General features: G+C 72.8%; 21 protein-coding genes and 1 pseudogene. 15 read left to right on the top strand and 7 right to left on the bottom strand.

What is annotated here, in order from left to right; all coding sequences use genetic code 11:
- A pseudogene (locus AB0O82_RS36690) lies at positions 1-356 on the bottom strand (hypothetical protein); the annotation flags it as partial.
- A 306-nt stretch (positions 357-662) separates the two neighbouring features.
- On the opposite strand from AB0O82_RS36690, the gene AB0O82_RS36685 reads away from it, so the two are divergent.
- The 4 genes from AB0O82_RS36685 (at position 663) to AB0O82_RS36670 (ending at position 4,423) form a co-directional block, all read left to right on the top strand.
- Positions 663-1,517, top strand: coding sequence for a class I SAM-dependent methyltransferase (locus AB0O82_RS36685; RefSeq protein WP_363589065.1), 855 nt, complete (start codon positions 663-665; stop codon positions 1,515-1,517).
- A gap of 875 nt (positions 1,518-2,392) precedes the next feature.
- Positions 2,393-2,986 (top strand): PadR family transcriptional regulator, encoded by a 594-nt coding sequence (locus tag AB0O82_RS36680; protein ID WP_363589063.1) that lies wholly within the window; start codon positions 2,393-2,395, stop codon positions 2,984-2,986.
- Positions 2,983-3,873, top strand: coding sequence for an NAD(P)H-binding protein (locus tag AB0O82_RS36675; protein ID WP_363589061.1), 891 nt, complete (start codon positions 2,983-2,985; stop codon positions 3,871-3,873). Before AB0O82_RS36680 ends, AB0O82_RS36675 begins: the two co-directional genes overlap by 4 nt.
- Positions 3,866-4,423 carry a cupin domain-containing protein gene (locus AB0O82_RS36670; RefSeq protein WP_363589059.1) on the top strand — a complete coding sequence of 186 codons (558 nt, stop codon included), beginning with the start codon at positions 3,866-3,868 and terminating at the stop codon, positions 4,421-4,423. Before AB0O82_RS36675 ends, AB0O82_RS36670 begins: the two co-directional genes overlap by 8 nt.
- Positions 4,424-4,446: 23 nt before the next feature.
- On the opposite strand, the gene AB0O82_RS36665 is transcribed toward AB0O82_RS36670, so the two are convergent.
- Positions 4,447-5,334 (bottom strand): fructosamine kinase family protein, encoded by an 888-nt coding sequence (locus AB0O82_RS36665; RefSeq protein WP_363589057.1) that lies wholly within the window; start codon positions 5,332-5,334, stop codon positions 4,447-4,449.
- Between the two features lie 119 nt (positions 5,335-5,453).
- On the opposite strand from AB0O82_RS36665, the gene AB0O82_RS36660 reads away from it, so the two are divergent.
- Both AB0O82_RS36660 and AB0O82_RS36655 read left to right on the top strand, forming a co-directional pair.
- Entirely contained in the window at positions 5,454-6,017 is a 564-nt protein-coding gene (locus AB0O82_RS36660; protein ID WP_363589055.1) for a YbaK/EbsC family protein, read from the top strand.
- 193 nt (positions 6,018-6,210) lie between these two features.
- Positions 6,211-6,975 (top strand): SDR family oxidoreductase, encoded by a 765-nt coding sequence (locus AB0O82_RS36655; protein ID WP_363589053.1) that lies wholly within the window; start codon positions 6,211-6,213, stop codon positions 6,973-6,975.
- Positions 6,976-7,260: 285 nt separating this feature from the next.
- Here the strand turns inward: AB0O82_RS36655 and AB0O82_RS36650 are convergent, their stop codons facing one another.
- Positions 7,261-8,928: an FAD-dependent monooxygenase gene (locus tag AB0O82_RS36650; RefSeq protein WP_363589051.1), complete on the bottom strand. Its 1,668-nt coding sequence runs from the start codon at positions 8,926-8,928 to the stop codon at positions 7,261-7,263.
- On the bottom strand, positions 8,921-9,508 hold the full coding sequence (locus AB0O82_RS36645) for a PadR family transcriptional regulator (RefSeq protein WP_363589049.1): 588 nt from the start codon (positions 9,506-9,508) through the stop codon (positions 8,921-8,923). The genes AB0O82_RS36650 and AB0O82_RS36645 overlap by 8 nt, the downstream gene beginning before the upstream one ends.
- A 196-nt stretch (positions 9,509-9,704) precedes the next feature.
- On the opposite strand from AB0O82_RS36645, the gene AB0O82_RS36640 reads away from it, so the two are divergent.
- The 6 genes from AB0O82_RS36640 (at position 9,705) to tpx (ending at position 14,909) form a co-directional block, all read left to right on the top strand.
- On the top strand, positions 9,705-10,241 hold the full coding sequence (locus AB0O82_RS36640; RefSeq protein WP_363589047.1) for a hypothetical protein: 537 nt from the start codon (positions 9,705-9,707) through the stop codon (positions 10,239-10,241).
- A gap of 497 nt (positions 10,242-10,738) precedes the next feature.
- On the top strand, positions 10,739-11,128 hold the full coding sequence (locus AB0O82_RS36635; RefSeq protein WP_363589045.1) for a type VII secretion target: 390 nt from the start codon (positions 10,739-10,741) through the stop codon (positions 11,126-11,128).
- Positions 11,128-12,894, top strand: a complete 1,767-nt coding sequence (locus AB0O82_RS36630; RefSeq protein WP_363589043.1) for an alpha/beta hydrolase — start codon at positions 11,128-11,130, stop codon at positions 12,892-12,894. Before AB0O82_RS36635 ends, AB0O82_RS36630 begins: the two co-directional genes overlap by 1 nt.
- On the top strand, positions 12,891-13,526 hold the full coding sequence (locus tag AB0O82_RS36625) for a hypothetical protein (protein ID WP_363589041.1): 636 nt from the start codon (positions 12,891-12,893) through the stop codon (positions 13,524-13,526). Before AB0O82_RS36630 ends, AB0O82_RS36625 begins: the two co-directional genes overlap by 4 nt.
- Before the next feature lie 159 nt (positions 13,527-13,685).
- Positions 13,686-14,168 (top strand): hypothetical protein, encoded by a 483-nt coding sequence (locus AB0O82_RS36620; RefSeq protein ID WP_363589039.1) that lies wholly within the window; start codon positions 13,686-13,688, stop codon positions 14,166-14,168.
- Between the two features lie 240 nt (positions 14,169-14,408).
- Positions 14,409-14,909 carry a thiol peroxidase gene (gene tpx, locus AB0O82_RS36615; protein ID WP_063350790.1) on the top strand — a complete coding sequence of 167 codons (501 nt, stop codon included), beginning with the start codon at positions 14,409-14,411 and terminating at the stop codon, positions 14,907-14,909.
- A 242-nt stretch (positions 14,910-15,151) separates the two neighbouring features.
- Here the strand turns inward: tpx and AB0O82_RS36610 are convergent, their stop codons facing one another.
- The 3 genes from AB0O82_RS36610 to AB0O82_RS36600 are packed head-to-tail and all read right to left on the bottom strand — an operon-like array spanning position 15,152 to position 17,165.
- Complete coding sequence (locus AB0O82_RS36610) at positions 15,152-15,907, bottom strand: SDR family NAD(P)-dependent oxidoreductase (protein ID WP_363589037.1); 756 nt, start codon at positions 15,905-15,907, stop codon at positions 15,152-15,154.
- Positions 15,904-16,887, bottom strand: a complete 984-nt coding sequence (locus tag AB0O82_RS36605) for a beta-ketoacyl-ACP synthase 3 (RefSeq protein WP_363589035.1) — start codon at positions 16,885-16,887, stop codon at positions 15,904-15,906. The genes AB0O82_RS36610 and AB0O82_RS36605 overlap by 4 nt, the downstream gene beginning before the upstream one ends.
- Before the next feature lie 17 nt (positions 16,888-16,904).
- Positions 16,905-17,165 carry a hypothetical protein gene (locus tag AB0O82_RS36600; protein ID WP_063350787.1) on the bottom strand — a complete coding sequence of 87 codons (261 nt, stop codon included), beginning with the start codon at positions 17,163-17,165 and terminating at the stop codon, positions 16,905-16,907.
- A 922-nt stretch (positions 17,166-18,087) separates the two neighbouring features.
- Between AB0O82_RS36600 and AB0O82_RS36595 the strand changes: the two genes are divergently transcribed.
- The 3 genes from AB0O82_RS36595 (at position 18,088) to AB0O82_RS36585 (ending at position 22,335) form a co-directional block, all read left to right on the top strand.
- A complete protein-coding gene (locus AB0O82_RS36595) occupies positions 18,088-18,975 on the top strand; it encodes a class I SAM-dependent methyltransferase (protein WP_363589033.1) in 888 nt (295 codons plus the stop codon).
- 17 nt (positions 18,976-18,992) lie between these two features.
- Positions 18,993-20,552, top strand: a complete 1,560-nt coding sequence (locus AB0O82_RS36590; protein WP_363589031.1) for an NAD(P)/FAD-dependent oxidoreductase — start codon at positions 18,993-18,995, stop codon at positions 20,550-20,552.
- Between the two features lie 295 nt (positions 20,553-20,847).
- Positions 20,848-22,335 (top strand): FAD-binding protein, encoded by a 1,488-nt coding sequence (locus AB0O82_RS36585; protein ID WP_363589029.1) that lies wholly within the window; start codon positions 20,848-20,850, stop codon positions 22,333-22,335.
- The last annotated feature ends 277 nt before the right edge of the window (positions 22,336-22,612 follow it).

Raw genomic sequence — 22,612 nt, 5'->3', positions numbered from 1 at the left:
CTGATCGGCACCGGGCTCGCGCTGGTGGCCGCCCTGGGCGCGCTTCGGTCCGCCCTCGTCGCCTTCGCCGCCCTGCGGGCCTTGGGGACTCGGGGGCGGCGGCCGGCCGCAGCCGGCAGCGCTCCGGCCTCCTGCGGGTGCGGGGTGCGGGGCGCCGCTGCCCCGCCGTGCTCGCCGATGGCGGCGGTCAGGCTCCGGCGACAGTCCTCCGTCTGCGCCCGGGGCTTGACACCGGGCAGGAGACTGCGCGGCTGCGGCCCGCCGGCCTCGACGCTCAGCTGGCAGCGGGGCGTCCCCCGCACCCACCACACCGCCTCGACCGGCAGGATCACCAGGCCGAACAGAACGGCGAGCACGAGAAGGACCGGAAAGCCGTCGGAACAGGCCGCGCCGCCGTCCGGCGGAAGGCCGTGAACAGGTCCGTACAGCCGCAGTGTCTGCAGCAGGTTCCGCTGGTACCACCGCGGCAGCTCGAAGTGGCTCCGCTGAGGAGCAAGTTGACCTGGCTCCAGTTGTCCCGTCCCGGATGATCTGGTCGTCATCACGGCTGGATGGTCGGCCATGTCTGGTAGTTCTTGGGGATCAACGAGCGGCGCCGATCCGGATCTGCGCAACAGCGGTCTCGGCACGTACCGCTCCCGAAGAGCACGACGAAGGATTCTGTGAACAAGACCGACCTGATCGCGACGGCACCCTCGATCGCGGCCGCCATGGCCGCCGCCGACGTGAGCCCCGACATCCAGCTGACCCAGACCCGCTACCGGGCCGCACTCGTCTCCAGCTGGGGCATCCCGGCCGGAGCGTCGGTCCTGGAGGTCGGCTGCGGACAGGGTGACATGACGGCCGTCCTCGCCGAGGCCGTCGGCCCGCAGGGCCGGGTGGTCGCGGTCGACATCGCGGATCCGTCGTATGGCGCCCCGGTCACCCTGGGGCAGTCGGCGGAGCGCCTCAAGGCGACGCCTCTGGGCTCTCGCATCGACTTCCGCTTCGGCCTGGACGTCCTCGACGAGGCGGTCACCTTCCCCGACAGCGGATTCGACTACGCCGTCCTGGCACACTGCTCCTGGTACTTCGCCTCCCTGGACCAGCTGCGGGAGACCCTCGCCCGGGTCCGCCGCTGGGCACGGAACCTTTGCTTCGCCGAGTGGGACCTCGCACCCTGCTCGGCCGACCAACTGCCCCACCTGTTGGCGGTCCTGATCCAGGGGCAGATCATGGCGAGCGGGTCGCGGGGCGAAGGCAATGTGCGCACTCCGTTCTCCCACGCAGGCCTGCTCCGGGTCCTCGCAGCGACAGGCTGGGATCCCGCCCCGGGGCAGCCCGTGGACACAACCGCCCTACAGGACGGCGACTGGGAGGTGGACGCCTGCACGGCACTGCTCGACACCGTCGACCGGATGGCCGAGCTGCCGCAGCCGGTACTGGACCTGGTGCTGAGCCAGGCGGATGTGCTCCGGTCCCTGGCGAGGGACCACGGCAACACGCCGCTGCCGGCCTACTCGCTGACCGCCCGCTGAGCGGACCGGGACGCCGGTCCGGGGCCGCGACCGCCCGACGGGCGCGAACCGAAATCGGGCCCGGACCAGGCCGCGGGTCCGGTCGACATGCCCGCGCCCGAGTGAATGCGGTACGCCGTCCGCCCGGCACGTCGGGGTGAGTCCGGCGATCACGGTCCTGTCGGAGACCGCTCTGCGGTCGCGGTCATGTCGGGAGGCCGGCGTCGGGATTGCCGCGGGTTGGACCTGACCACGCCGCGCAAGCAGAAGCACACCATCGAACAGGCCTTCCAGCAGCTGGCGAGCCCGTACGACTTCCGCGACGCGTCCGACAACACGGTGCGCGACTACATCGACAAGCGCCGCCCGGAGACCGCGGACGAGGAACACGAGGGCCACCGGCACGTCGACGGGATGGTCCCGCGGATCCACCTGCCCGGCGAGGAGGCCGAGGTGGGGCCTTCGGTCACCGGCAGCAGTCATATCCGCCAGCCCGGAAACCCAGTGCCGGCCCGGCGATTGCCCGCTCCCGTCCAGCCACCGCGGCACTGGGCGACCAGCAGCCCGATTCGAGTCGGGTCGGCTGACACCACGCACCTGTCGGGGAACGCGGCCCGTCGGCCGAGACCACGGCGGCCACGACCTCCCCCGCGCAGGTGTCGGAGACGCCAGGGACGCCCAACTCTGTTGTAACGGCGCCCCCTTGAGGGGAGCAGCGGGGCCGCGGGAACGCTTCGCCCCGGGGCGCACCCGCCCCTGGCGGTGGACGCGGCGGCACGGGAAGTCGGACCGGCCGACTTCCCGCGCCGCCCCCACGTCCGGGCCCGCAGAACCATCACGGCCCCGCACCCATAGTCGCGTTTGACTATGGGTCGTAGTCGTGTTCGACTAGTGCTGTGAGCACTTCGCGACTCTTCGCACTCAGCGCGCTGGCCCGGGGCGGGCCGATGCACGGCTACCAGATCCGCCAGGCGGCCCAGCTCGACCGCACCGAGCTGTGGACCGACGTCAAGCCCGGATCGCTCTACAGCGTCCTGCACCGGATGGCCGACGACGGCCTGGTCGAGGTGGTGCGCAGCGAGAAGGTCGGCAACCCGCCCGAGCGGACCGTCTACGCGATCACCGACCGGGGCCGCCGGGAGCTCGCCGCCCTGCGCGACGCGGCGCTGGGCAGGGTGCGTCTGCTGCCCGACCCGGTCGACCTGGCCCTGCAGTACACCGCGGACCTCACCGACGAGGACCTGGCCGGGGCCGTGGCCGCGCGCCGGCGGGCCGTGGCCGACCAGGTGGCCCTGTTCGAGGAGCAGTTCGAGGCCGCCAGGCCGGACCTGACCGGCCTCGAACCGTGGATCTTCGAGCACTGCCTCGCCCGTCTGAAGGCCGACCTGGCCTGGCACGACGACCTGCTCGACACCCTGACGAAGAACACCCCGCCGAAGAACACCCCGACGATGAACACCCCGACGAGGAACACCCGGAGGACCCCGTGATACTCGTGACCGGCGCGACCGGCACCGTCGGCCGCGCCCTCGTCGGCCACCTGACCGCCCTGGGCGCCCCCGTGCGCGCCGCCACCCGCCGCCCCGACCGGGCCCGCCTGCCGGGCGGCGTGGACGTCGTCGGCGCGGACCTCGGCGAGCCGGACAGCCTGGCCGCCGCCCTGCGGGGCGTGCGCAAGGTGTTCCTGCTCTCCGACGGCCCCGACATCCCGCGCCACGACGCCAACCTCGCCGCCGCGGCCGCCCGCGCCGGCGCCGAGGCCGTCGTCAAGCTGTCCTCCGGCCGGGCCGCCGACCCGGACGCGGACGACCCCGTCGCCCGCTGGCACCGCGCGGGCGAACAGGCCGTCCAGGACAGCGGCCTGGCATGGACGTTCCTGCGCCCGATGGGCTTCATGTCCAACACCCTCGCCTGGGCCGGGACGATCCGCGCGGCCCGCACCGTGCGGGCCCCGTTCGCCGCCGGCCGGGTCTCCGTCATCGACCCCGCCGACATCGCCGCCGTCGCGGCCCGCGCCCTGACCGAGCCCGGACACGACGGCCGGGCCCACCTGCTGACCGGCCCCCAGGCCCTCACCCCCGGCGAGATGACCACGATCCTGGCCGACGTCCTGGGCACCCCGCTGGCCTTCACCGAGATCCCGCCCCACGCCGCCCGCCGAGCACTCCTGGACCACGGCCTGCGCCCGGAGACCGCGGACGCGGTCATGGCGCTGCGCGCCGCCTCCCTGGAACCGTTCGCCGCGACCATCACGCCCGCGGTCCAGCAGCTCACCGGCCGCGCGGCGACGCCCTTCCGGGCCTGGGCCGAACGCCACCGCGAACAGTTCACCGAGGAACCCGGCGCGGAACCCGGCGCGGAGCCCGGCCGTGGCTGACACCCACCGCAAGCAGCCCGGCACGGAACCCGGCGGCGAGCCCCGCGCGGAGCCCGGCCGTGGCGGCGTCCACCGCGAACCCGTCGCCCTGGCCCCCGGACACGGCGGGCGCCGCCACGTGCCGGGCAGCCCGTACGTCGTCAAACTCGCGGGCGCCCAGAGCGGCGGATCGATCGCCGTCCTGGAGTCCACCTTCGAACCCGGCCAGGGCGCGCCCCTGCACCTGCACCGCGGCCACGACGAGACGTTCTACGTCGTCAGCGGCGCGTTCCGCCTGCGGTGCGACGAACACACCACCGAGGCGGGCCCCGGCGCCTTCCTGCACGTCCCGCGCACCCACCCGCACTCCTTCACCGCGATCGGCGACACCCCCGCCACGATCCTGGTGACGCTGACCCCGGCCGGCTTCGAGGAGTTCTTCATCGAGGCCGCCGCCCTCGCCGCCGACGGCCGCCCGAACCGCCGGATGATGCAGACCCTCCTGGCCCGCTACGACCAGGAACTGGTCCCCGACACACCGCAGGACCACCACAGGCCGGACGGCCGCTGAGGCCACCGTCCGAGCGGCCCGCGTCAGCGGTAGGTGCGCAGCACGTCGAGCAGGTCGCCGGTGTGGCCGTCGCGCGCGCCGAAGTGGGCGGCGCAGCTGAGCTGTTCGCGCAGGTGGAGCAGCCGCATGCGGTCCTGCCAGCCGTCGGTGAGGGGGTGGTGTTCGCGGTAGGCGTCGAAGAAGCGGGCGGGGACGCCGCCGGTGCAGAACATCATGCTCAGGTCCGTCTCCGCCCACGTCCAGCACACCGCCGGGTCGATGAACGCCGGTGTCGCGTCCGGGCGGGCGAGGATGTTGCCGTGCCACAGGTCGCCGTGGGTGAGGACGGGTGGTGCGTCGGGGAGGAGTTGGGGCAGCCGGTCGCAGATCCGTTCCAGGTCGGCGCGTCCCCGGGGCCCGAGCACCTGGCGTGCCAGGGGTTCGTCGAGGTAGCGCAGCAGGCGGTGGCGGGCGAAGAACTCGTGTCCGTCCTCGGTCCAGGGGTTGCGCTGTGCCAGGCGGCCGAGCCAGCCGTCCTCGGCCCAGCCGAAGCGCTGTCCGGTGGTGGCGTGCAGGCCGGCCAGCGCGTGTGCGGCGCGTTCCCAGAAGCCGGTGTCGTACGCGGGCGGCTGTTCGAGGGCTTCCAGGACCAGGCCGTCCGGGTGAAGGGCCAGCACCCGCGGGGTCGCCAGCGCGCCGTGGGTGCGCAGGGCTTGCAGGCCCTGGGCCTCCTTCGCGTACGCGTCGGGGGCCAGTGCCGGGGTGGACTTCACCACCACGCGTCCGCCGCCGGCCAGGGTGACCAGCCAGACGGTGTTCGCGGCGCCGCCGGCCAGGCGCACCGCGTGCGCCGGCGGGCCGGGGAGCAGGTGCGGCGGCGGACCGTCGTGTCCGGCGGCCGCCTCATCGGTGTTCTGCGCAGGATCTTCCATGGCGGGCCCCTTTCCCGCGCCCGGCGCCACCGACTCCGGCCGGCACCGGATTTCGCCGCCCCGGGGGCAGCGGCAGGACCCGCGCCAGGCCTGCCGGGGTGCGCGGTACAGTCCGCTTCATGAACGAGAACGTGCGCGCCCCGTTCGGGAACTTCACCCTCGTCCGCGCGGCGATCGAGGTCTGCGGCGACCTCGCCGCCCCCGTCGCCGACGCGTTGAAGAACGCGGACGCGCAACGGTGGGCCGGATCCGTGCTGTACGTGGACACCGACCCCGACAAGGCGGACACCGCGGTGTTCTGCCAGGCCTACGACGTGCCGCTGGAGCTCTCCGCGAACTGCGTGGTGGTCGCCGCCAAACGCGGCGGCGACGTCACCCTGGCCGCCTGCCTGGTGCGCGCCGACACCCGCCTGGACGTCAACACCGCCGTGCGCAGGCACCTGGGCGCGCGCAAGGCCTCCTTCGCGCCGGTGGACGTCGCCGTCGCCGCCACCGGCATGGAGTACGGCGGCATCACCGCCGTCGGCCTGCCGGACGGCTGGCCGCTGCTGGTCGACGAGGCGGTGGCCGCCGCCGATCACGTGCTCATCGGCAGCGGGCGGCGGCGGGGCAAGCTGATCCTGCCCGGCTGGGCGGTGGCCCGGCTGCCCGGCGCCGAGGTCCTCCCGGGCCTGGCCGCCTGAGCCCGGCGGGGCCGGCGGCGGCGGGCCCGAGCCCGGGCCCGGGCCCGGGCTCGGGCCCGGGCGTGCGCGGCCGTGGCGTGGCCATGGCCGGGCACCATACCCCGCAGTACCTGAGTGGACGTCAAACCCGGCTGAGGCTGACCTTGGGGGTCGGGCGGCGGGATCTGGGCGGAACACGGTCGAAAGGGTGGACATGGGAAACCTCAGCGGGAAGGTCGCGCTGGTCACCGGTGCCAGCCGGGGCATCGGGCGGGGCATCGCCGAACGCCTGGCCCGGGACGGCGCCCTGGTCGCCGTGCACTACGGCAGCAACGAGGCGGCGGCGAAGGAGTGCGTCGCGGCGATCGCCGGGGCCGGTGGCCGGGCGTTCACCGTGGGCGCCGAACTGGGCGTTCCCGGCGACGTGGACACCCTCGTGGGCGGGCTGGAGGCCGGGCTGCGCGCGCACGGGGAAGCGGCGCTCGACATCCTGGTCCACAATGCCGGGCTCAATCTCATGGGGCGCCCGATCGAGGTCCTCACTCCCGAGGAGTTCGACGAGATGGTCGCGGTCAACGTCAAGGCGCCGTTCTTCCTCACCCAGCGGCTGCTGCCACGGCTGCACGACGGCGGCCGGATCATCAACATCTCCTCCGTCTCCACCCGTATCGCCTCCGCCCACGGCATCGGCTACCCGCTCACCAAGGGCGCCCTGGAGGTGTTCGGCCACACCCTGGCCAAGTACCTCGGACCCCGCAACATCACCGTCAACTCCGTCGTCGTCGGGTTCACCCGCACCGACATGACCGCCGACGTGCTGGCCGACCCGGCGAACCTGGAACGCAACCTCGCCCTGACCGCCCTCGGCCGGATCGGCGAGATCCCGGACATCGCCGACGCGGTCGCCTTCCTCGCCTCCGACGACGCCCGCTGGATCACCGGCACCAAGATCGACGTCACCGGCGGCGTCAACCTGTAGCGGCCGCAGCGGGGGCCGCACCGCGCGCAGGCTGTACCGCGCGCAGGCCGTACCCGGGCCCGGGCAACCCGCCGCCCCGGGCGGCCGCGGGAGCTGCCCCGCCCGGCGGGCGGGACGGCGGGCAGGACGGCGGGCGGGCGGGACGGGCCTCGCGGTACAGCGGACCCCTGTGCCGCGGACGCCGCCAACGCCTCGCGCACCACCGCCGGTTCGCCCGGCGGCACACCGGCGGCACACGGCCGGAGCGCCGGAGCACCCGGACCCCGCGCGGAACCCGGCGCCGCGTTACGGGAGGTCGGGCGCCCCCGGCCCCGGCACCGCCGCCGCCGCCGCCGGGTGCCCGAACCACAGGTGCAGGGCCGCGCGCAGCTGTTCGGCGGCGGCCTGGGGCGGTGCGGTGGGCGGTGCGGTCCAGGCGGCGTGGCCGTCCGGGCGCACCAGGACCGCGGGCGTGCCGGGCAGGGCGCCGGGCCGCACCGTCGCCGCGCTCACCCGGTCCGCCCAGGGGCCGGCCGCCGTGCGCAGCGCCTCGGCCGCGGTGGTGTCCTCCAGGAGCAGGGCGCCGGCGCCGGTGCGGGCCAGCAGTGGTATCAGGGCGCCGTGTTGGAGGGTTTCGTCGTGGAGGGTGTCGTGTTGGAGGGGGATGTCCGGGACCATCGCGCCTTCCCAGGGGTGGCCGCTGCCGTGGGGGGCCGGGTAGCGGGTGGCGATGCCGGTGATCTCCTCGGCCAGGGGGCCGGCCGTGTCCTTGGCCTGTGCGAGTTCGGCGAGCAGGTCGCGCACCGGCGCGAGTTCCTCGTCGTCGCCGGCGAGCAGTGCCTGGGCGCGGGTGTTGCGCAGGAGTCTGGCGCCGGCCGCGTGCCGTTCGGTGTGGTAGGTGTCCAGGAGGGTTTCGGGGGCTTGTCCGCGGGCGACGAGGGCGAGTTTCCAGCCGAGGTTCATCGCGTCGTCGATGGCGGCGTTGACGCCGATGGCGCCGGCGGGCGGGTGGATGTGGGCGGCGTCTCCCGCCAGCAGGACCCGGCCCTGGCGCAGCCGTTCGGCCAGGCGGGCGGCGTCGCCGAAGCGGGTCAGCCAGTGGGCGCGGGCGATCGGGACGCGGTGTCCCAGGGCGTGGTCCAGTGCCTGCTGGAAGCGGGGCAGGGTGAGGGGTTCGTGCCGGTCCTGGGGCGGGTGGGGGTCGGCGGTGATCAGGCGGACATAGCCGGGCCTGGGGATGGCGAACACGGTGCCGCCCGGGCCGGTGTTCACGCCGAAGGGGATCTGCCGGGGGTCGGTCAGGACCACGTCCGCGAGCAGGGTGAAGCGGCGGGCGGGGCTGCCGGGGAAGGCGATGGCGGCGAGTTTGCGTACGGTGCTGCGGCCGCCGTCGCAGCCGGCCAGCCAGCCGGCGTGCAGCAGTGCGGGGCCGTCGGGGGTGTCGGTGTGGGCGTGGACGCCGTCGTCGTCGAGGTCGAGGGCGTTCAGGCGGTGGCCGCGCAGGATGCGTACGCCCAGGTGGTGGGCGTGTTCGGTGAGGATCTCCTCCACCCTGGTCTGGGCGATGCCCAGGACGTAGGGGTGGCGGGTGCGCATGGCGGCGAGGTCGAGGCGGGCCTGTGCGGTGAACGCGGTGGTCGCCGCGGTGGGGCCTTCGGCGAGGAGGCGTTCGGCCAGGCCGCGGCGTTCCAGTAGTTCCAGGCTGCGGGCGTTGAGGTTGAAGCCGCGGCAGAAGCCGGGCGGGGCGGGGTCGCGTTCCAGGAGCACGGTGCGCACGCGGGCCAGGGCCAGTTCGCAGGCCAGCATCAGGCCGGCGGGGCCGGCGCCGACGACCAGGACGTCCGCGTCGCCGGCCCCGCCGGCCCCGGGTGCGCCGGCCCCGGGCGCGGCGGCGGGTAAGCGCCGTGCGGCGGGGACCTGTGCGGGGACGGGGACGGGCGTGGCGGCGGGTGCGGGTGCGGGGGTGTCAGGCATCGGGGGCGGCCTCCGGCCAGGCCAGGGTGCCCTGTTCGATCTCCTCGGCGGTGCGCAGGACCCATTGGCGTTCGGCGTGCAGCATGGCGTGGGCGTACTCGGCCTCGATGACGAACAGTCGGGGGGCGTGGTGTTCGTGGGTGGCGCTGTGGTGGGCGTGTTCGCTCTCGGTGATGCGGGTGTGCAGGGCGGCGGCCCGTTCGCGCAGTGCCTGGGCGGCGCGGTGTGGTCCCAGGGCGCCGAGGTAGCTGACGGCGGACAGGAATTTCGGGTATTCGCGGGAGGGTTCGCGGATGAGTTCGTCCAGCCACTGGGTGAAGTACTGGCGGCCCTGGGGGGTGTGGCGGTAGACGGTGCGGGTGGGGCGCGCGCCGACCTGTTCGGTGTCGGTGGCCTCGATCCAGCCGTCGCGGGCCAGGGCGCGCACCGTGTCGTAGAGCGAACCGGTGGTCAGTTTGAAGGCCTGGTCGAGGTGGCGCTCGCGCAGGGTGGTGGCCATGGCGTGAGGGTGCAGGGGCTGTTCGAGGAGCAGGCCGAGCAGGGCCAGGGCCAGGGGGTTGGCGGGTCGTTTGGCGGTCATGGCACTCCGTGGTCGCACGCGGGGCCCCGGGGCCGGGGCCCCGGGCGTGATACTCGGATCGTACTACTCGGATCCGAGTATGTGGAGGGGGTGGCCCGGGTCGCCCGCCGCCGGGCCGTGCCGCACCGGCCGCGCGGCGCGGGGGAGTTCGGGCCCGGCCGCGGCCGGGGCGCCGCCGGGTGCGATCATGGCGGGCATGGCTTTTGACGACGCACGGCCCCGGGCCGGCCTGGTCCATGAGCGCTGGCGTGCCCGCGAGGCGCCCCACGGGGACTTCATCGTGTTCGGCGACGGGTCGCTGTCGGTGATGCGGCTCATGCGGCTCTCCCCCGCCGACCGGCTCCACGACCCGCGGGCCCAGCAGTGGAGTTGGGGGGAACTGCTGCGGGCCGGCACGTGGACCCCCACCGACTGGACGGACGTCGACACGGTGTTCGCCACCAGCACCCACGCCGGCAGCCGCGCGCTCGCGGGCGAGGCGTCCGAGCACGGCAGCATCGGCTGGGTCGCGCTGACCCGCGACGACGAGGAGAACACCCTGGAGTGGCTCGCGATCTCCTGCTCGTCCAACCCGTTCGCCGACGTCGCCCTGGACGACACCACGGTGACCGCCACCAGCACCCTGGGACGGATCTGGACCTTCCCCCGCGACGCCCCGCAGCAGGTACGGATCACCGAGGACCCCGACTACCCCTGGCACTCCCCGGCCGGGCCGGCGGGCCCCGCCTCCTGAGGCACCCGGCCGCGACCGGCCCCGGCGGCCTTCCGGTGGACCTGCGTGTTCGCCGCCGGCGGGCGGCAGCCCGCCTCCAACGCGGCACGTTGGAGGCGGACCCGGCCGCACACGGCTCCGCCCCGCGCGGGGCCCGCGACGCCCCCGACCGGCCGGGCCGCGAACCCGTCCCCACCGCCGCCGGGCCACCGCGGCCGCAGACCGCGCCCCCGCCGCCGCCCGGCCACCGTGCCCCGGGCCCGGGTGACGGGGCGCCACCCCCGGGACACGGGCACCGAAAGCCTCCCCCGGGCCGTCACCGGGCAGGCTCCGGACCGTCACCGGGCAGGCGCCGGGCCGCGGCCGGGTCGGCGCCGGTGGGCTGATCTGCTATTTTCGCCATGCTTCGACGCGAACCGCACAAGCGTGCGGTTTCGCATGCCCGCACGGGACCCCGGCCGCGAGCCCGGCCCCGAGGCGGGCACGGCAGTAGGTCGACCAGCGGGGGGACGGGATCCATGAACGCGTACGCGGGCTCCGACGGGCCTGGCCTGTACGGGCCCTACGGGCCGCCGGCGGGCGGGCCCCTGTTCGGGGTGAACCCGGCGGACCTGGACGCGGCGGCGAAGGTCGCCAAGGACACCGGTGAGGCGATGCCGGGCGAGCTCAAGCACATCCACGAGCCCTCCGACACGGCGGTCGCGGCGCTGTCGGGCTGGCGCACCGGGGCGTCGCTGCACGCCTGCACGGCGGCGTGGGAGGAGTGCCTGAACAAGCTGGCCTCGGAGGTGGACGGGGTGAGCCTGAAACTGGGCCAGACCGCCGGCAACTACCGCGGCACCGACACGGGCAACGCCGGCGCCCTCAAGCCGCCCGGCGCCGGACCCTACGCGCCGGCGGTGAACTGATGGTCACCCTCGCCCAGCTGCGCGACGCGGACCTGTCCTCCCTGGCCGGCGCCGCCGGCGCCTACGACACCCTGGCCGGCGCGTTCGGCAAGCACGTCCAGGCGATGAACACCGAGGTCACCAAGCACGTCTTCAACAGCCAGTGGGTCGGCACCGCGGCCGGCGCCGCCAACGCCTCCCTGCAGCGCACCAGCGGGCGCCTGGACGCCGCGCACACCGAGATGTCCGCGGTCTCGGGACTGCTGCGCGAGGCCTCGGAGAGCTTCCAGCTGGCGCAGTCCAAGCTGAAGGAGGCCCTCCAGGAGGCGCAGGGCGCGGGGCTGACGGTCGCCGAGGACGGCACGGTCAGCTGGCCGGCGCCCTCGCAGGCCGAACGCCACGACCCCGGCTACGACACGCCGCAGCGGGCCAGGGCCCTGGCGGATCGCATCTCCCACGCCGTCACCGAGGCCGACGGCGCCGACCAGAAGATCGCCAAGCTGCTGGACGACCTGACCGTGCGGGCCCGCACCGGCACCGGACTGGACCTGACGCAGGCCGGCGCCGACCGCAAGGCCGTCGACGAGCTGGGCACCGGGCTGATGGCCGCCGGCTGGCCGCCCGCCGGCGCCGCCCCCACCGAGGTCAACTCCTGGTGGAAGGGCCTGACCCCGGACGAGCAGCAGCGCCTGCTCCAGGCCCACCCCGACCTGCTGGGCCTGCGCGACGGCATCCCCGCCACCGCCCGCGACCAGGCCAACCGCCTCAACCTGGCACACCTGATCGACACCTACGAGCACAAGCCGAACCCGTCGGACGACGACAAGCAGAAACTGGACGGCTTCCGCGCGATCCGGGACAAGCTGAACGTGCAGAACGGCAAGCAGCCGCCCGCGTTCCTGCTGGGCGTCGGCGAACAGGGCCAGGGCCGCGGCATCCTGTCCTTCGGCGACCCCGACACCGCGAAGAACGTCAGCGCCTACGTGCCGGGACTGGGCACCACACTGTCCGCCGTCGGCGGCAAGGACGCCGACCGGGCCCTGAACGTGTGGACCGCCGCGCACAACGCCGACCCCACCAGCGCGACCGCCTCCATGGTCTGGCTCGGCTACGACCCGCCGCCCGGACTGGAGAAACTCGCCGACGGCGACACCCGGCCCCTGGACGTGATGGACACCGACCGCGCCGCCAAGGGCGGCGCCGCCTACGACACGTTCATGGCCGGACTGCGCGCCACCCACGAGGGCACCCCCGCGCACCTGGTCGCCCTCGCCCACAGCTACGGCTCCACCACCGTGGGCCTGGGCGCACAGCGCCCCGGCGGCACCGGCGCCGACGACATCATCCTGGTCGGCTCCCCCGGCACCGGCGCCGCCAACGCCTCCCAGCTGCACATCGACCCCCACCACGTGTGGGTCGGCGACGCCGAGAACGACCCGGTCAGCCACCTGCCCTCCAAGGGCCGCGTCTCCAACGACCTCGGCGGCGTCCTGGGCGGCGCCTCCGCCGGCCCGCTCGGCATGCTCGGCGGCGGCTACATCGCCGACAAGGTGTACGACTGGTTCGGCCCCGACAACCAGCTCTGGTTCGGCCAGGACCCCGCCGGCGAGGAGTTCGGCGCCAACCGGTTCAAAGTCGCCGACGGAGCGGAGAACTCCTTCCAGTCCCACTCCGACTACATGACCGACCCCGGCGAGAAGGACTCCAAGACCCTGGAATCGGTCAACAACATCGGCCAGATCGTGGCCGGCCGGTACGACAACGTGAAAACCCAGGGCCAGCGATGAACCAGACCCCCCACCAGACCCCCCGGCCCGTCCCCCGGCCGGCGCCCCTGGCCGCGGCCTGCGCCGCCCTCGCCCTCGCCCTGACCGCCGGCGGCTGCGCCGCCACCGGCGGCGGGGGCGGGGGCGGGGACACCAGCGCGACACCCGGCCCGCTCATGCAGCCCGCACAGGCCCTGCACCGGCTCGACGACCTGCTCCAGGAGGCGACCTCCGGCATCCAGCCCGCACTGCGCTACCGGGACGCCTGGCCCGACTGGCGCGAGCAGTACGCCAAGGGCCTGGACGAGCACTCCCTGGGCTACGCCCGGGCCTCACGCCGGCGCAACATCACGACCAAGGTCGCCCCCGCCAAGTACGGCGCCCTGCTCGACGCGGTACGCGGCACCTGGCAGACCAAGGGCTACCGCCTCACCACCGGCCCCGACAGCGTGGCCGCCACCACCCCCGACGGCGCAAGCCTCGGCATCACCATCCACCCCTACGCCGGCAACATCGACATCAGCGCGGCGGTGGGACCCATCCCGCTCCCCCACGGCGCCGACCCCTTCGGCACCCCCACCCCCGAACCGACCCTGCCCGGCGGCAGCCCCGACATCCTCCCCGCCTACGACGACCCCTACTGGTCCACCTGACCCGCCCCCGCCCGCCACACCCTCCCCGGACCCGCCGTCCCCTCGCCAGGACCCGCCCCTCCCCAGGGCCCGCCCCCGCCCCCTCGCCAGGACCCGTCCCCTCGCCAGGACCCGCCCCGCCCCCGCCGCGTGACCCCGCACCAGCCGAAGGCCCCCGCCATGACCCCCGAACAGGCCGTCCACACCCTCGACGCGCTCCTCGACGAGGCGATGTCCGCCATCCGCCCCCCGCTGCGCCACCGGGACGGCTGGCCGCGCTCCACCGAGCAGACCACCGGCGGCCTCCAGGACCGCTCCCTGGGCTACGCCACCGCCACCCGCGAACGGCACGTCACCACCCGGGTCGCCCCCGCCAAGTACGGGGCGCTGCTGGGCGTCACCGAACGCGGCTGGCAGGACCGCGGCTACCGGATCACCGCCGTCAACCCCCGCCAGCCCGCCATGTTCGCCACCACACCCGCCGGATACGGCGTCGCCGTGCTGTTCGGCGCCGCTGGGAACATCACCTTCCAGGCCACCGTCGGCCCCATCCCCGTCATCCGCGACCGCGACCCCTTCGGCACCTACGTGCCCGAACCGACCCTGCCCGACGGCACCCTGGACGTCCTGCCCCGCCACGACGACCCGTTCTGGTCCGCCTGAACGCCAGACCCGTTGGCGGGCACACCCGCAGACCCGCCGGCGAGCGGCACCGGCAGGCTCACCGCCAGCCCCGCCGGCAGACGCACCGGTGAGCGCACCGGCAGACGCACCGGCAGGCACGGTGGCGGCACCCCACGCCCTCCCGCGTCCGAGGGATGGCCGCCCGGCGTCCGGGACCGGGCGCGCGCAGTAGGATCGGCGGCGTTGTCACCACATTCCACCGCTGGTAGGAGGCTTTTCATGGCTCAGGTCACGCTGAAGGGGAACCCGGTCCAGGTCGGCGGCGCGCTGCCCCAGGCCGGCAGCCAGGCCCCGGCGTTCACGCTGGTCGGCGAGGGACTCGCCGACACCTCGCTGCAGGACTTCGCCGGCAAGCGCAAGGTCCTCAACATCTTCCCCAGCATCGACACCCCCACCTGCGCCACCTCGGTGCGCACCTTCAACGCCAAGGCCGGCTCGCTGGCCAACACCGTGGTGCTGTGCATCTCCGCCGACCTGCCGTTCGCGCAGGCCCGCTTCTGCGGCGCCGAGGGCCTGGACAGCGTCCGGACCCTGTCCACCCTGCGCGGACGCGACTTCCACGAGAACTACGGCGTGGCCCTGGCCGACGGCCCGCTGGCGGGGCTGACCGCCCGCGCCGTCGTCGTCCTGGACGAGAACGACACCGTCCTGCACACCGAACTGGTCGCGGAGATCGCCGACGAGCCGAACTACGAGGCCGCGCTCGCCGTCCTCGCCTAGAACCGATGCCGGTGACTTTGCGGTCTTCCACGGCCCTCTGGCCGAAACACTGCCGCAGGTCAGCGGCTCGCGATCGTTGCTAAGTCACCGGCATCGCGCCTAGAACCCCCGCGGCACACCCGCCCCCGGCCCCGGGCCGGCCCGCGCACACCGCCCGCGCACGCCGCCCGGCCCGCCCCCCAGGTCTTCACCAAGGAGGGCGGGCCGGGAAGGGGGCCGGGCGGGCCGGGAACAGGGGCGGGTCAGGTGATGGAGGCTCCCGAGTCGATGCTGATGACCTGTCCGGTCATGCAGTCCTGGTCGAGGAAGAGCCCGATGGAACGGGCGACCTCCTGCGGGGTCACGAACCGCGGCACCGGCACCTTCTCCCGCATCCCGGCGACCACGTGCTCGGGCAGGGTGTCCGTCATCCCCGTGATCATGAACCCGGGCGACAGCGCGTTCACCGTCACCCCCCGGCGCCCGCACTCCGCCGCCAGCGTGCGGGTCAGCCCGATCAGCCCCGCCTTGGACGCCGCGTAGGCGGTCTGCCCGGCGGTGGCGATCAGCGCGGACGGGGAGACGATGTTGACCACCCTGCCCCAGCGGGCCCGCAGCATCGCCGGCACGCACACCCGCGCGGTGTGGAAGGAACCGACCAGGTTCGTGTCGATCACCTGCCGCCACTGCGCCGGATCCTGCATGGCCATCAGCGCGTCCCTGCGCACCGCCCCGTTGTTGACGAGCACGTCCACCGGGCCCAGCGCCTCGGTGATCCGCTCGTACATCGCGGTGACCTGCGCGTAGTCCGCGACGTCCCCGGTGACCAGGACATGGTCGCCGGCCAGCTTGCCCGCCACCTCCTCGGCGGCCTGGCGGGCACTGTTGTAGTGCACCGCGACCCGGCACCCGGCCGCGTCCAGCGCCAGCGCCAGCTCCCGGCCCAGCCCCCCCGAAGCGCCGGTCACCAGCGCCACCGGGGACGCGGGCCGCTGCCCGAAAGCACCCTTGCCGCTCACCGCGCCCCTCCCCACGTCAACAGGACCGAACCCCACGTCATCCCGGCACCGAACCCGGCCAGCAGCACCGTGTCCCCGTCCTGGATGCGCCCGGCGTCCAACGCCTCCGCCAGCGCGATCGGGATCGACGCCGAAGCGGTGTTGCCGTACCGGTCCAGATTCGCCACCAGACGGTCCGCGGGAATCCCGGTATGGGCGAGCACCGAGTTGATGATCCGGATGTTCGCCTGGTGCGGCACCACATGGTCCACGTCCGCCGGCGTCAGCTTCGCCTGCTCCAGCGTCTCGCGGATCGTACGCACCGTGTAGCGCACCGCGTTCAGGTAGATCTCGTTGCCGTTGATCTGCGCGTAGTGCAGACCGCGGCGCACCGTCTCCTCGGTCGTGGGCATCCGCGAACCCCCCGCCAGGACCTTCAGACTGTCCTTGCACGAGCCGTCCGCGCCCAGGTTCCACGCCAGGACCCGCTCCACCGGGCCGGGCTGCAGGACCACCGCACCGGCCCCGTCACCCACCAGGATCGACAGGTCCCGGTCCGCCGGGTTCGCGGTCAGCGTGTGGGTGTCCGAACCGATCACCAGGATCGGCCGCGGATCCATGCGCAGCAGACCCACCGCCGTCACCAGCGCGTACACGAACCCCGCGCACTCGGAGTTCACGTCGTGCGCGCTGCCCGCGATGCCCAGCTCGTCGTGGACGAACGCCGACGTCGCCGGCGAGGGCTGCTCCGGCGTCGCCGTCGCCACGATCAGGTGCGCGATGTCCGCACCCGACAGCCCCGCCCGCTCCAGCGCCCGGCGCCCGGCCTGAACCGCCATCGACGCGGTGCTCTGCCCCGCCCCGACCGCCCGCCGCTCCCGGATCCCGCACCTGGAGACGATCCAGTGCTCGTCCACACCGAAACGCTCCGCCAGCTCCACGCTGGTCACCACGCGCTCGGGGACCGAGATCCCCCACCCGGTGATGTCGAAGCCGCTCATCGAGCAGTGCCCCGCGCTCAGACGCCGGCCTGGCCCACGAGCGCCAGGATCCGCTCGTGCACCACCCGCAGCGTCGTCGTGTCGTCGATGTCCGCGAACAGCGACTCGTCCGCCGGAATGTGCGGGTACTGGTTCTGGAACCCGTACAGCCACTCCATCAGATCCAGCGAGTCCACGTCCGCGATGTGCTGCAGCGCCGCGTCCGCGTCGATCTCCTGCGCTCCGGAGACCGCCTGCAACTGCGCGGCCAGGTCCTCGATGGTGGGGATGTCGGACATGAGTGATCGTTCCTTCCTGGACGCCCCGGAACGGGCGCCAACACGTGATGAGGCAGAACAGACCCGGAGAACACACCCCCGGGGGGTGACGGACACCGCCACCGCGCACCCCGCCGCCCACAGGCCACGGGACGCACCGCGACGGAACCCGAAAACCCCCCGGGGAAACCCGGGAAGGCCGTGGGGGCCGCGTGTCTTGTCGAAACCGCATGAAACCCACCCCCACGCAAACGCCCCGCAACCCCGGCCCCCCACCCACGCTTGCGCACCGCTTGCGAGACACGCGCTTACCTGACCCGAGACACCGCACCCACACGCACGACACCCACCACCCACCACCGCGCCGCACCGGGAGGGAACGACCCGCACCACCCCCCACCGCGACGCACCACGGCCCGGACACCGCACCGCGACGCGACCCACCGCACCACCCCGCACCGCGACGCACCGCGACGCGGACACCGCACCGCACAACGCCGCACCGCACAACGCCGCACCGCCGGCGACCGTGCCGGGACCCACCGCACCAGGAACGCACGCACCGGGGACGCACCACACCGCACCGCGACGCACCGCGGCGTGGACACCGCACCGCCGGCGACCATGCCGGGACCCACCGCACCAGGGCCCTACCGCGCCGGGGACGCACGCACCGGGGACGCACCACACCGGGCAAGCACCGCGTCAGGGCGGCCCGGCCACCACACGGACGCCCGCCAACCGCCCTCACCGGCACGAACGCCCGCACCGCACGGGACCGACCACCGCCACCGACACGGCCGTCCACCCGGGCAACGGCGCCCCCGGCCCCACCGCCCGGCCGAGCCCGGCCGGGCACCACCCGGCACCACCCGGCCCGGCCGAACACGGCCGAGCCCAGTCCAGTCCACCCGATCCGCCATCAGAACAGGGGCACACCCGCATGACCACCGCCGAGACCCGCTCCATCAACCCCGACGTCGACGCGATCCGCCACCACTACGAGGTCGGCAACGACCTCTACCGGCTCATCCTCGGCCCCACCATGATGTACTCCGGCGGCTACTGGGAGGACGGCGAGGACCTCGTCGCCACCCTCGACGAGGCCCAGGAACGCAAGCTCGACGTCTTCACCGACCTCGCCCAGGCCGCCGGCAAGGCCAAGGTCCTGGACATCGGCTGCGGCTGGGGCACCATGCTCAACCGCCTCACCACCGTCCACGGCGTCCAGCAGGCCGTCGGCGTCACCCTCTCCCGCACCCAGGCCGACTTCGTCGCCGCCCTCGACAACCCCGCCATCCACGCCCGCGTCGAGAGCTGGGAGGACCACAAGGCCGAAGGCGAGCCCTACGACGCCGCGTTCTGCATCAACGCCCTCGAACACTTCGTACTCTCCTCCCTCACCCCCAAGGAGCGCACCCAGCGCTACCGCGTCTTCTTCAAGCAGGTCCACTCCCTCCTCAAGCCCGGCGCCCGCTTCGTCCTGCACACCATGACCGTCGAGAACCCCCCGCTGCGCCGCCAGCTCCTGGACGACCTCAAGTTCCTCCAGCGCGAGGAGTTCGAGGGCTGCCACATCCCGCGCCTGCCCGAACTCGCCGCCGGCCTCGACGGCCTCTTCGAGGTCACCGAGATCCGCAACGAACCCGAGTCCTTCGCCCGCGCCTGCCGCGCCTGGCTCCAGCTCCTGGCCGCCCGCCGCGACGAAGCCGTCGCCATGGCCGACGAGACCACCGTCCAGCGCTTCGAGCGCTACCTCGACATCTTCGCCTACACCCTCGAAGACCACATCTTCAACAACTTCCGCGTCACCCTCACCCGCCGCGCCTGAAAGGGGACACCCCGGCCATGACCACCACCGCCGAACACCCCGCCCCCTCCGGCGCCGACCAACCCGAACCCGCCGGCGCCACCACCCACCCCGACACCACCGCCGTACGCCACCTCAAAGTCGCCATCATCGGCGCCGGCATCTCCGGCCTGGGCACCGCGATCCGCCTCCTGCAGACCGGCACCGACGACTTCCTCGTCTTCGAACGCGCCACCGACCTCGGCGGCACCTGGCGCGACAACACCTACCCCGGCTGCGCCTGCGACGTCCAGGCCCACCTCTACTCCTTCTCCTTCGCCCGCAACCCGGAGTGGAAGTCCACCTTCGCCACCCAGGCCGAAGTCCACGCCTACCTCAAGGACACCGCCCACCGCTTCGGCGTCGAACCCCACCTGCGCTACGGCCACGAACTCCTCGACGCCCACTGGGACACCGACCACCGCCACTGGCGCATCCACACCACCCACGGCCGCTACACCGCGCAGATCCTCATCACCGGCACCGGCTACCTCTCCGAACCCGCCGTCCCCGACCTGCCGGGCCTGGCCACCTTCACCGGCACCCTCTTCCACTCCGCCCGCTGGCGCCACGACCACGACCTCACCGGCCGCAACGTCGCCGTCATCGGCACCGGCGCCTCCGCCATCCAGTTCGTCCCCGCCATCCAGAACCAGGTCGCCCGCCTCGACCTCTACCAGCGCACCCCGCCCTGGGTCGCCCACAAACCCGACAAGCCCAACACCCCGCGCCACACCTGGATGCTGCGCCACCTACCCGGCTACCAGCGCTTCCGCCGCGCCTTCAACAAGAACGGCCGCGAGATCGTCGCGTTCTTCATGTCCCGCCCAGGCCGCACCACCGGCATGAAGAACATGGCCGCCGGCCACCTCAAGAAATCCGTCCCCGACCCCGGCCTGCGCCAGCGCCTCACCCCCGACTACACCGTCGGCTGCAAACGCCTCCTCTTCTCCAACACCTGGTACCCCGCCATCCAGCAACCCAACGTCGACATCGTCTCCGACACCATCACCGACATCGGCCCCACCCACATCACCACCGCCGACGGCACCACCCGCACCATCGACACCATCATCCTCGCCACCGGCTTCACCGCCACCGACCGCCCCGTCGCCCGCCGCATCCACGGCCGCGACGGAACCACCCTGCGCGACACCTGGCACACCCACGGCATGAAAGCCCACCGCGGCACCACCATCCACGGCTTCCCCAACCTCTTCATGCTCCTGGGCCCCAACACCACCCTGGGCCACTCCTCCCAGACCGTCATGATCGAAGCCCAGATCGCCTACATCATCGACGCCCTCAAAACCATCGACACCCACGGCATCACCTCCGTCGAGGTCCGCCCCGAAGCCCAGAACACCTACAACCAGACCCTCACCGGCCGCCTGAAGAACACCGTCTGGAACACCGGCGGCTGCCAGAGCTGGTACACCGACCAACACGGCAACAACCCCTCCATCTGGCCCACCTACACCTACCGCTTCCGCCGCCAGACCCGCCGCTTCGACCTCCTCAACTACCAACGCGCCACCGTCACCCACACCACCCCCTAACCCCCACCCCCCTGCCCGGCACACAGGCACACGGGCACACGGGCACACGGGCACAACCACACAGGCACACCCAACACGGCCGGGCGGCACCCGCCCACCCACGGACCCCGCCGCCCGGCCGGCCCACACCCCAGGAACACCCCACCGGAAACCAGAACCGGACACACAACCGACAACCGAACACCCACACAGCCCCCACCACCTCAGGGACCCACCCACCCGCCCTCACACACTAACCACCACCCGAACACCCGCCCCGCCCCACCACACCCACCCCTACCCGAACAGGACCCCCATGCCCAACCCCAACCTCACCAGGCGCACCCTCCTCACCACCACCGCCACCACCGCCCTCATCACCGCCTACAACACCACCACCCGCACCTGGGCCACCACCAACACCCCCACCACCCACGGCCGCCTCTCCCCCGTCCCCACCCTCGACGGCACCCTCACCACCGACACCGCCACCCTCACCGAATTCAGCCACGACTTCGGCCGCCTCACCACCAACACCCCCCACGCCGTCCTCAAACCCGGCTCCGACCAAGACATCATCAAAATCATCAACTACGCCCGCTGCAACGGCCTCAAAGTCGCCATGAACGGCCGCAGCGGCACCGACAACGACCTCGAATCACACTCCAACTACGGCCAGGCCTCCCCCGCCGGCGGCATCAGCATCGACGCCCGCACCCTCAACCGCATCCACACCATCACCCCCACCAACGCCACCGTCGACGCCGGCGTCACCTGGGCCCAACTCACCGACGCCGCCCTCGACCAAGGCCTCACCCCACCCTGCCTCACCGACTACCTCCACCTCTCCATCGGCGGCACCATCAGCATCGGCGGCATCGGCAACACCGTCCAAAAACACGGCCTCCAAGCCGACACCGTCGAATCCATCGACATCATCACCGGCACCGGCCGCCTCCTCACCGCCACCCCCACCAAAAACCGCGACCTCTTCCACGCCGCCCTCGCCGGCGCCGGACAATTCGGCATCATCATCCGCGCCACCGTCAAACTCATCCCCGCCCCCCAACGCGCCCTCGTCTTCAACCTCTACTACAACAACCTCACCACCTACCTCACCGACCAGCAAACCATCCTCAACGACGGCCGCTTCCACACCCAAATCGGCGAAATCATCCCCCGACCCGACACCACCCCCCAATACAAAATCGAAACCGCCACCTACTACAACGGCACCACACCCCCCAACCCCACCCCCCTCCTCACCGGACTCAACCCCGACCCCAGCCAAACCACCATCACCGACCAGACCTACCGCGAATACACCTACCGCGCCGACACCTGGACCCAAAACCTCAAAAACCTCGGCTACTGGAACCAACCCAAACCCTGGCTCAGCCTCTTCCTCCCCGCCACCCAAGCCGCCAACTTCATCACCTACGCCACCCCCCTCCTCACCCCCGAAACCCTCGGCCAAGGCCTCCTCCTCTTCTACCCCTTCCCCACCAACAAAATCACCCACCCCTACGCCATCACCCCCAACGAACCCACCACCTACCTCTTCGACCTCCTCACCTTCCCCCACCCCAACACCAACCCCACCACCCAACTCACCCACAACCGCACCCTCTACGACCACGCCACCACCCTCGGCGCCAAACGCTACCTCGTCGGCGCCATCCCCCACATGACCCCCACCGACTGGAAAAACCACTACGGCCCCCAATGGAACAACCTCACCAACACCAAACACAAATACGACCCCACCCACACCCTCACCCCCGGCCAAAACATCTTCCCCTAACAACACAAACACACAGACACACAGACACAGAAACACACACAGGAACACGGGCAAAGGCGCACAGATAAACCGACAGGCAAACCACAGGCACGGGCCGCAAGCGACAAAAAAGAAACATCTACCGAAAACCAGAAAGCAAGAACTCGGAACATCGGGAACCCGGAAAAGAACAGGAGGCCACACCATCCACACCTACGACCTCGTCAACGAAGCCGTCATCCACGCCCCCACCCACCAGGTCTGGAACCACCTCATCGCCGAACTCAACGGCACCACC

This window comes from Kitasatospora sp. NPDC088264, assembly GCF_040685715.1.
Lineage (GTDB): Bacteria > Actinomycetota > Actinomycetes > Streptomycetales > Streptomycetaceae > Kitasatospora.
The sequence above is the reverse complement of the archived record's forward strand: the minus strand, read 5'-3'. Positions and strand labels throughout refer to the sequence as shown.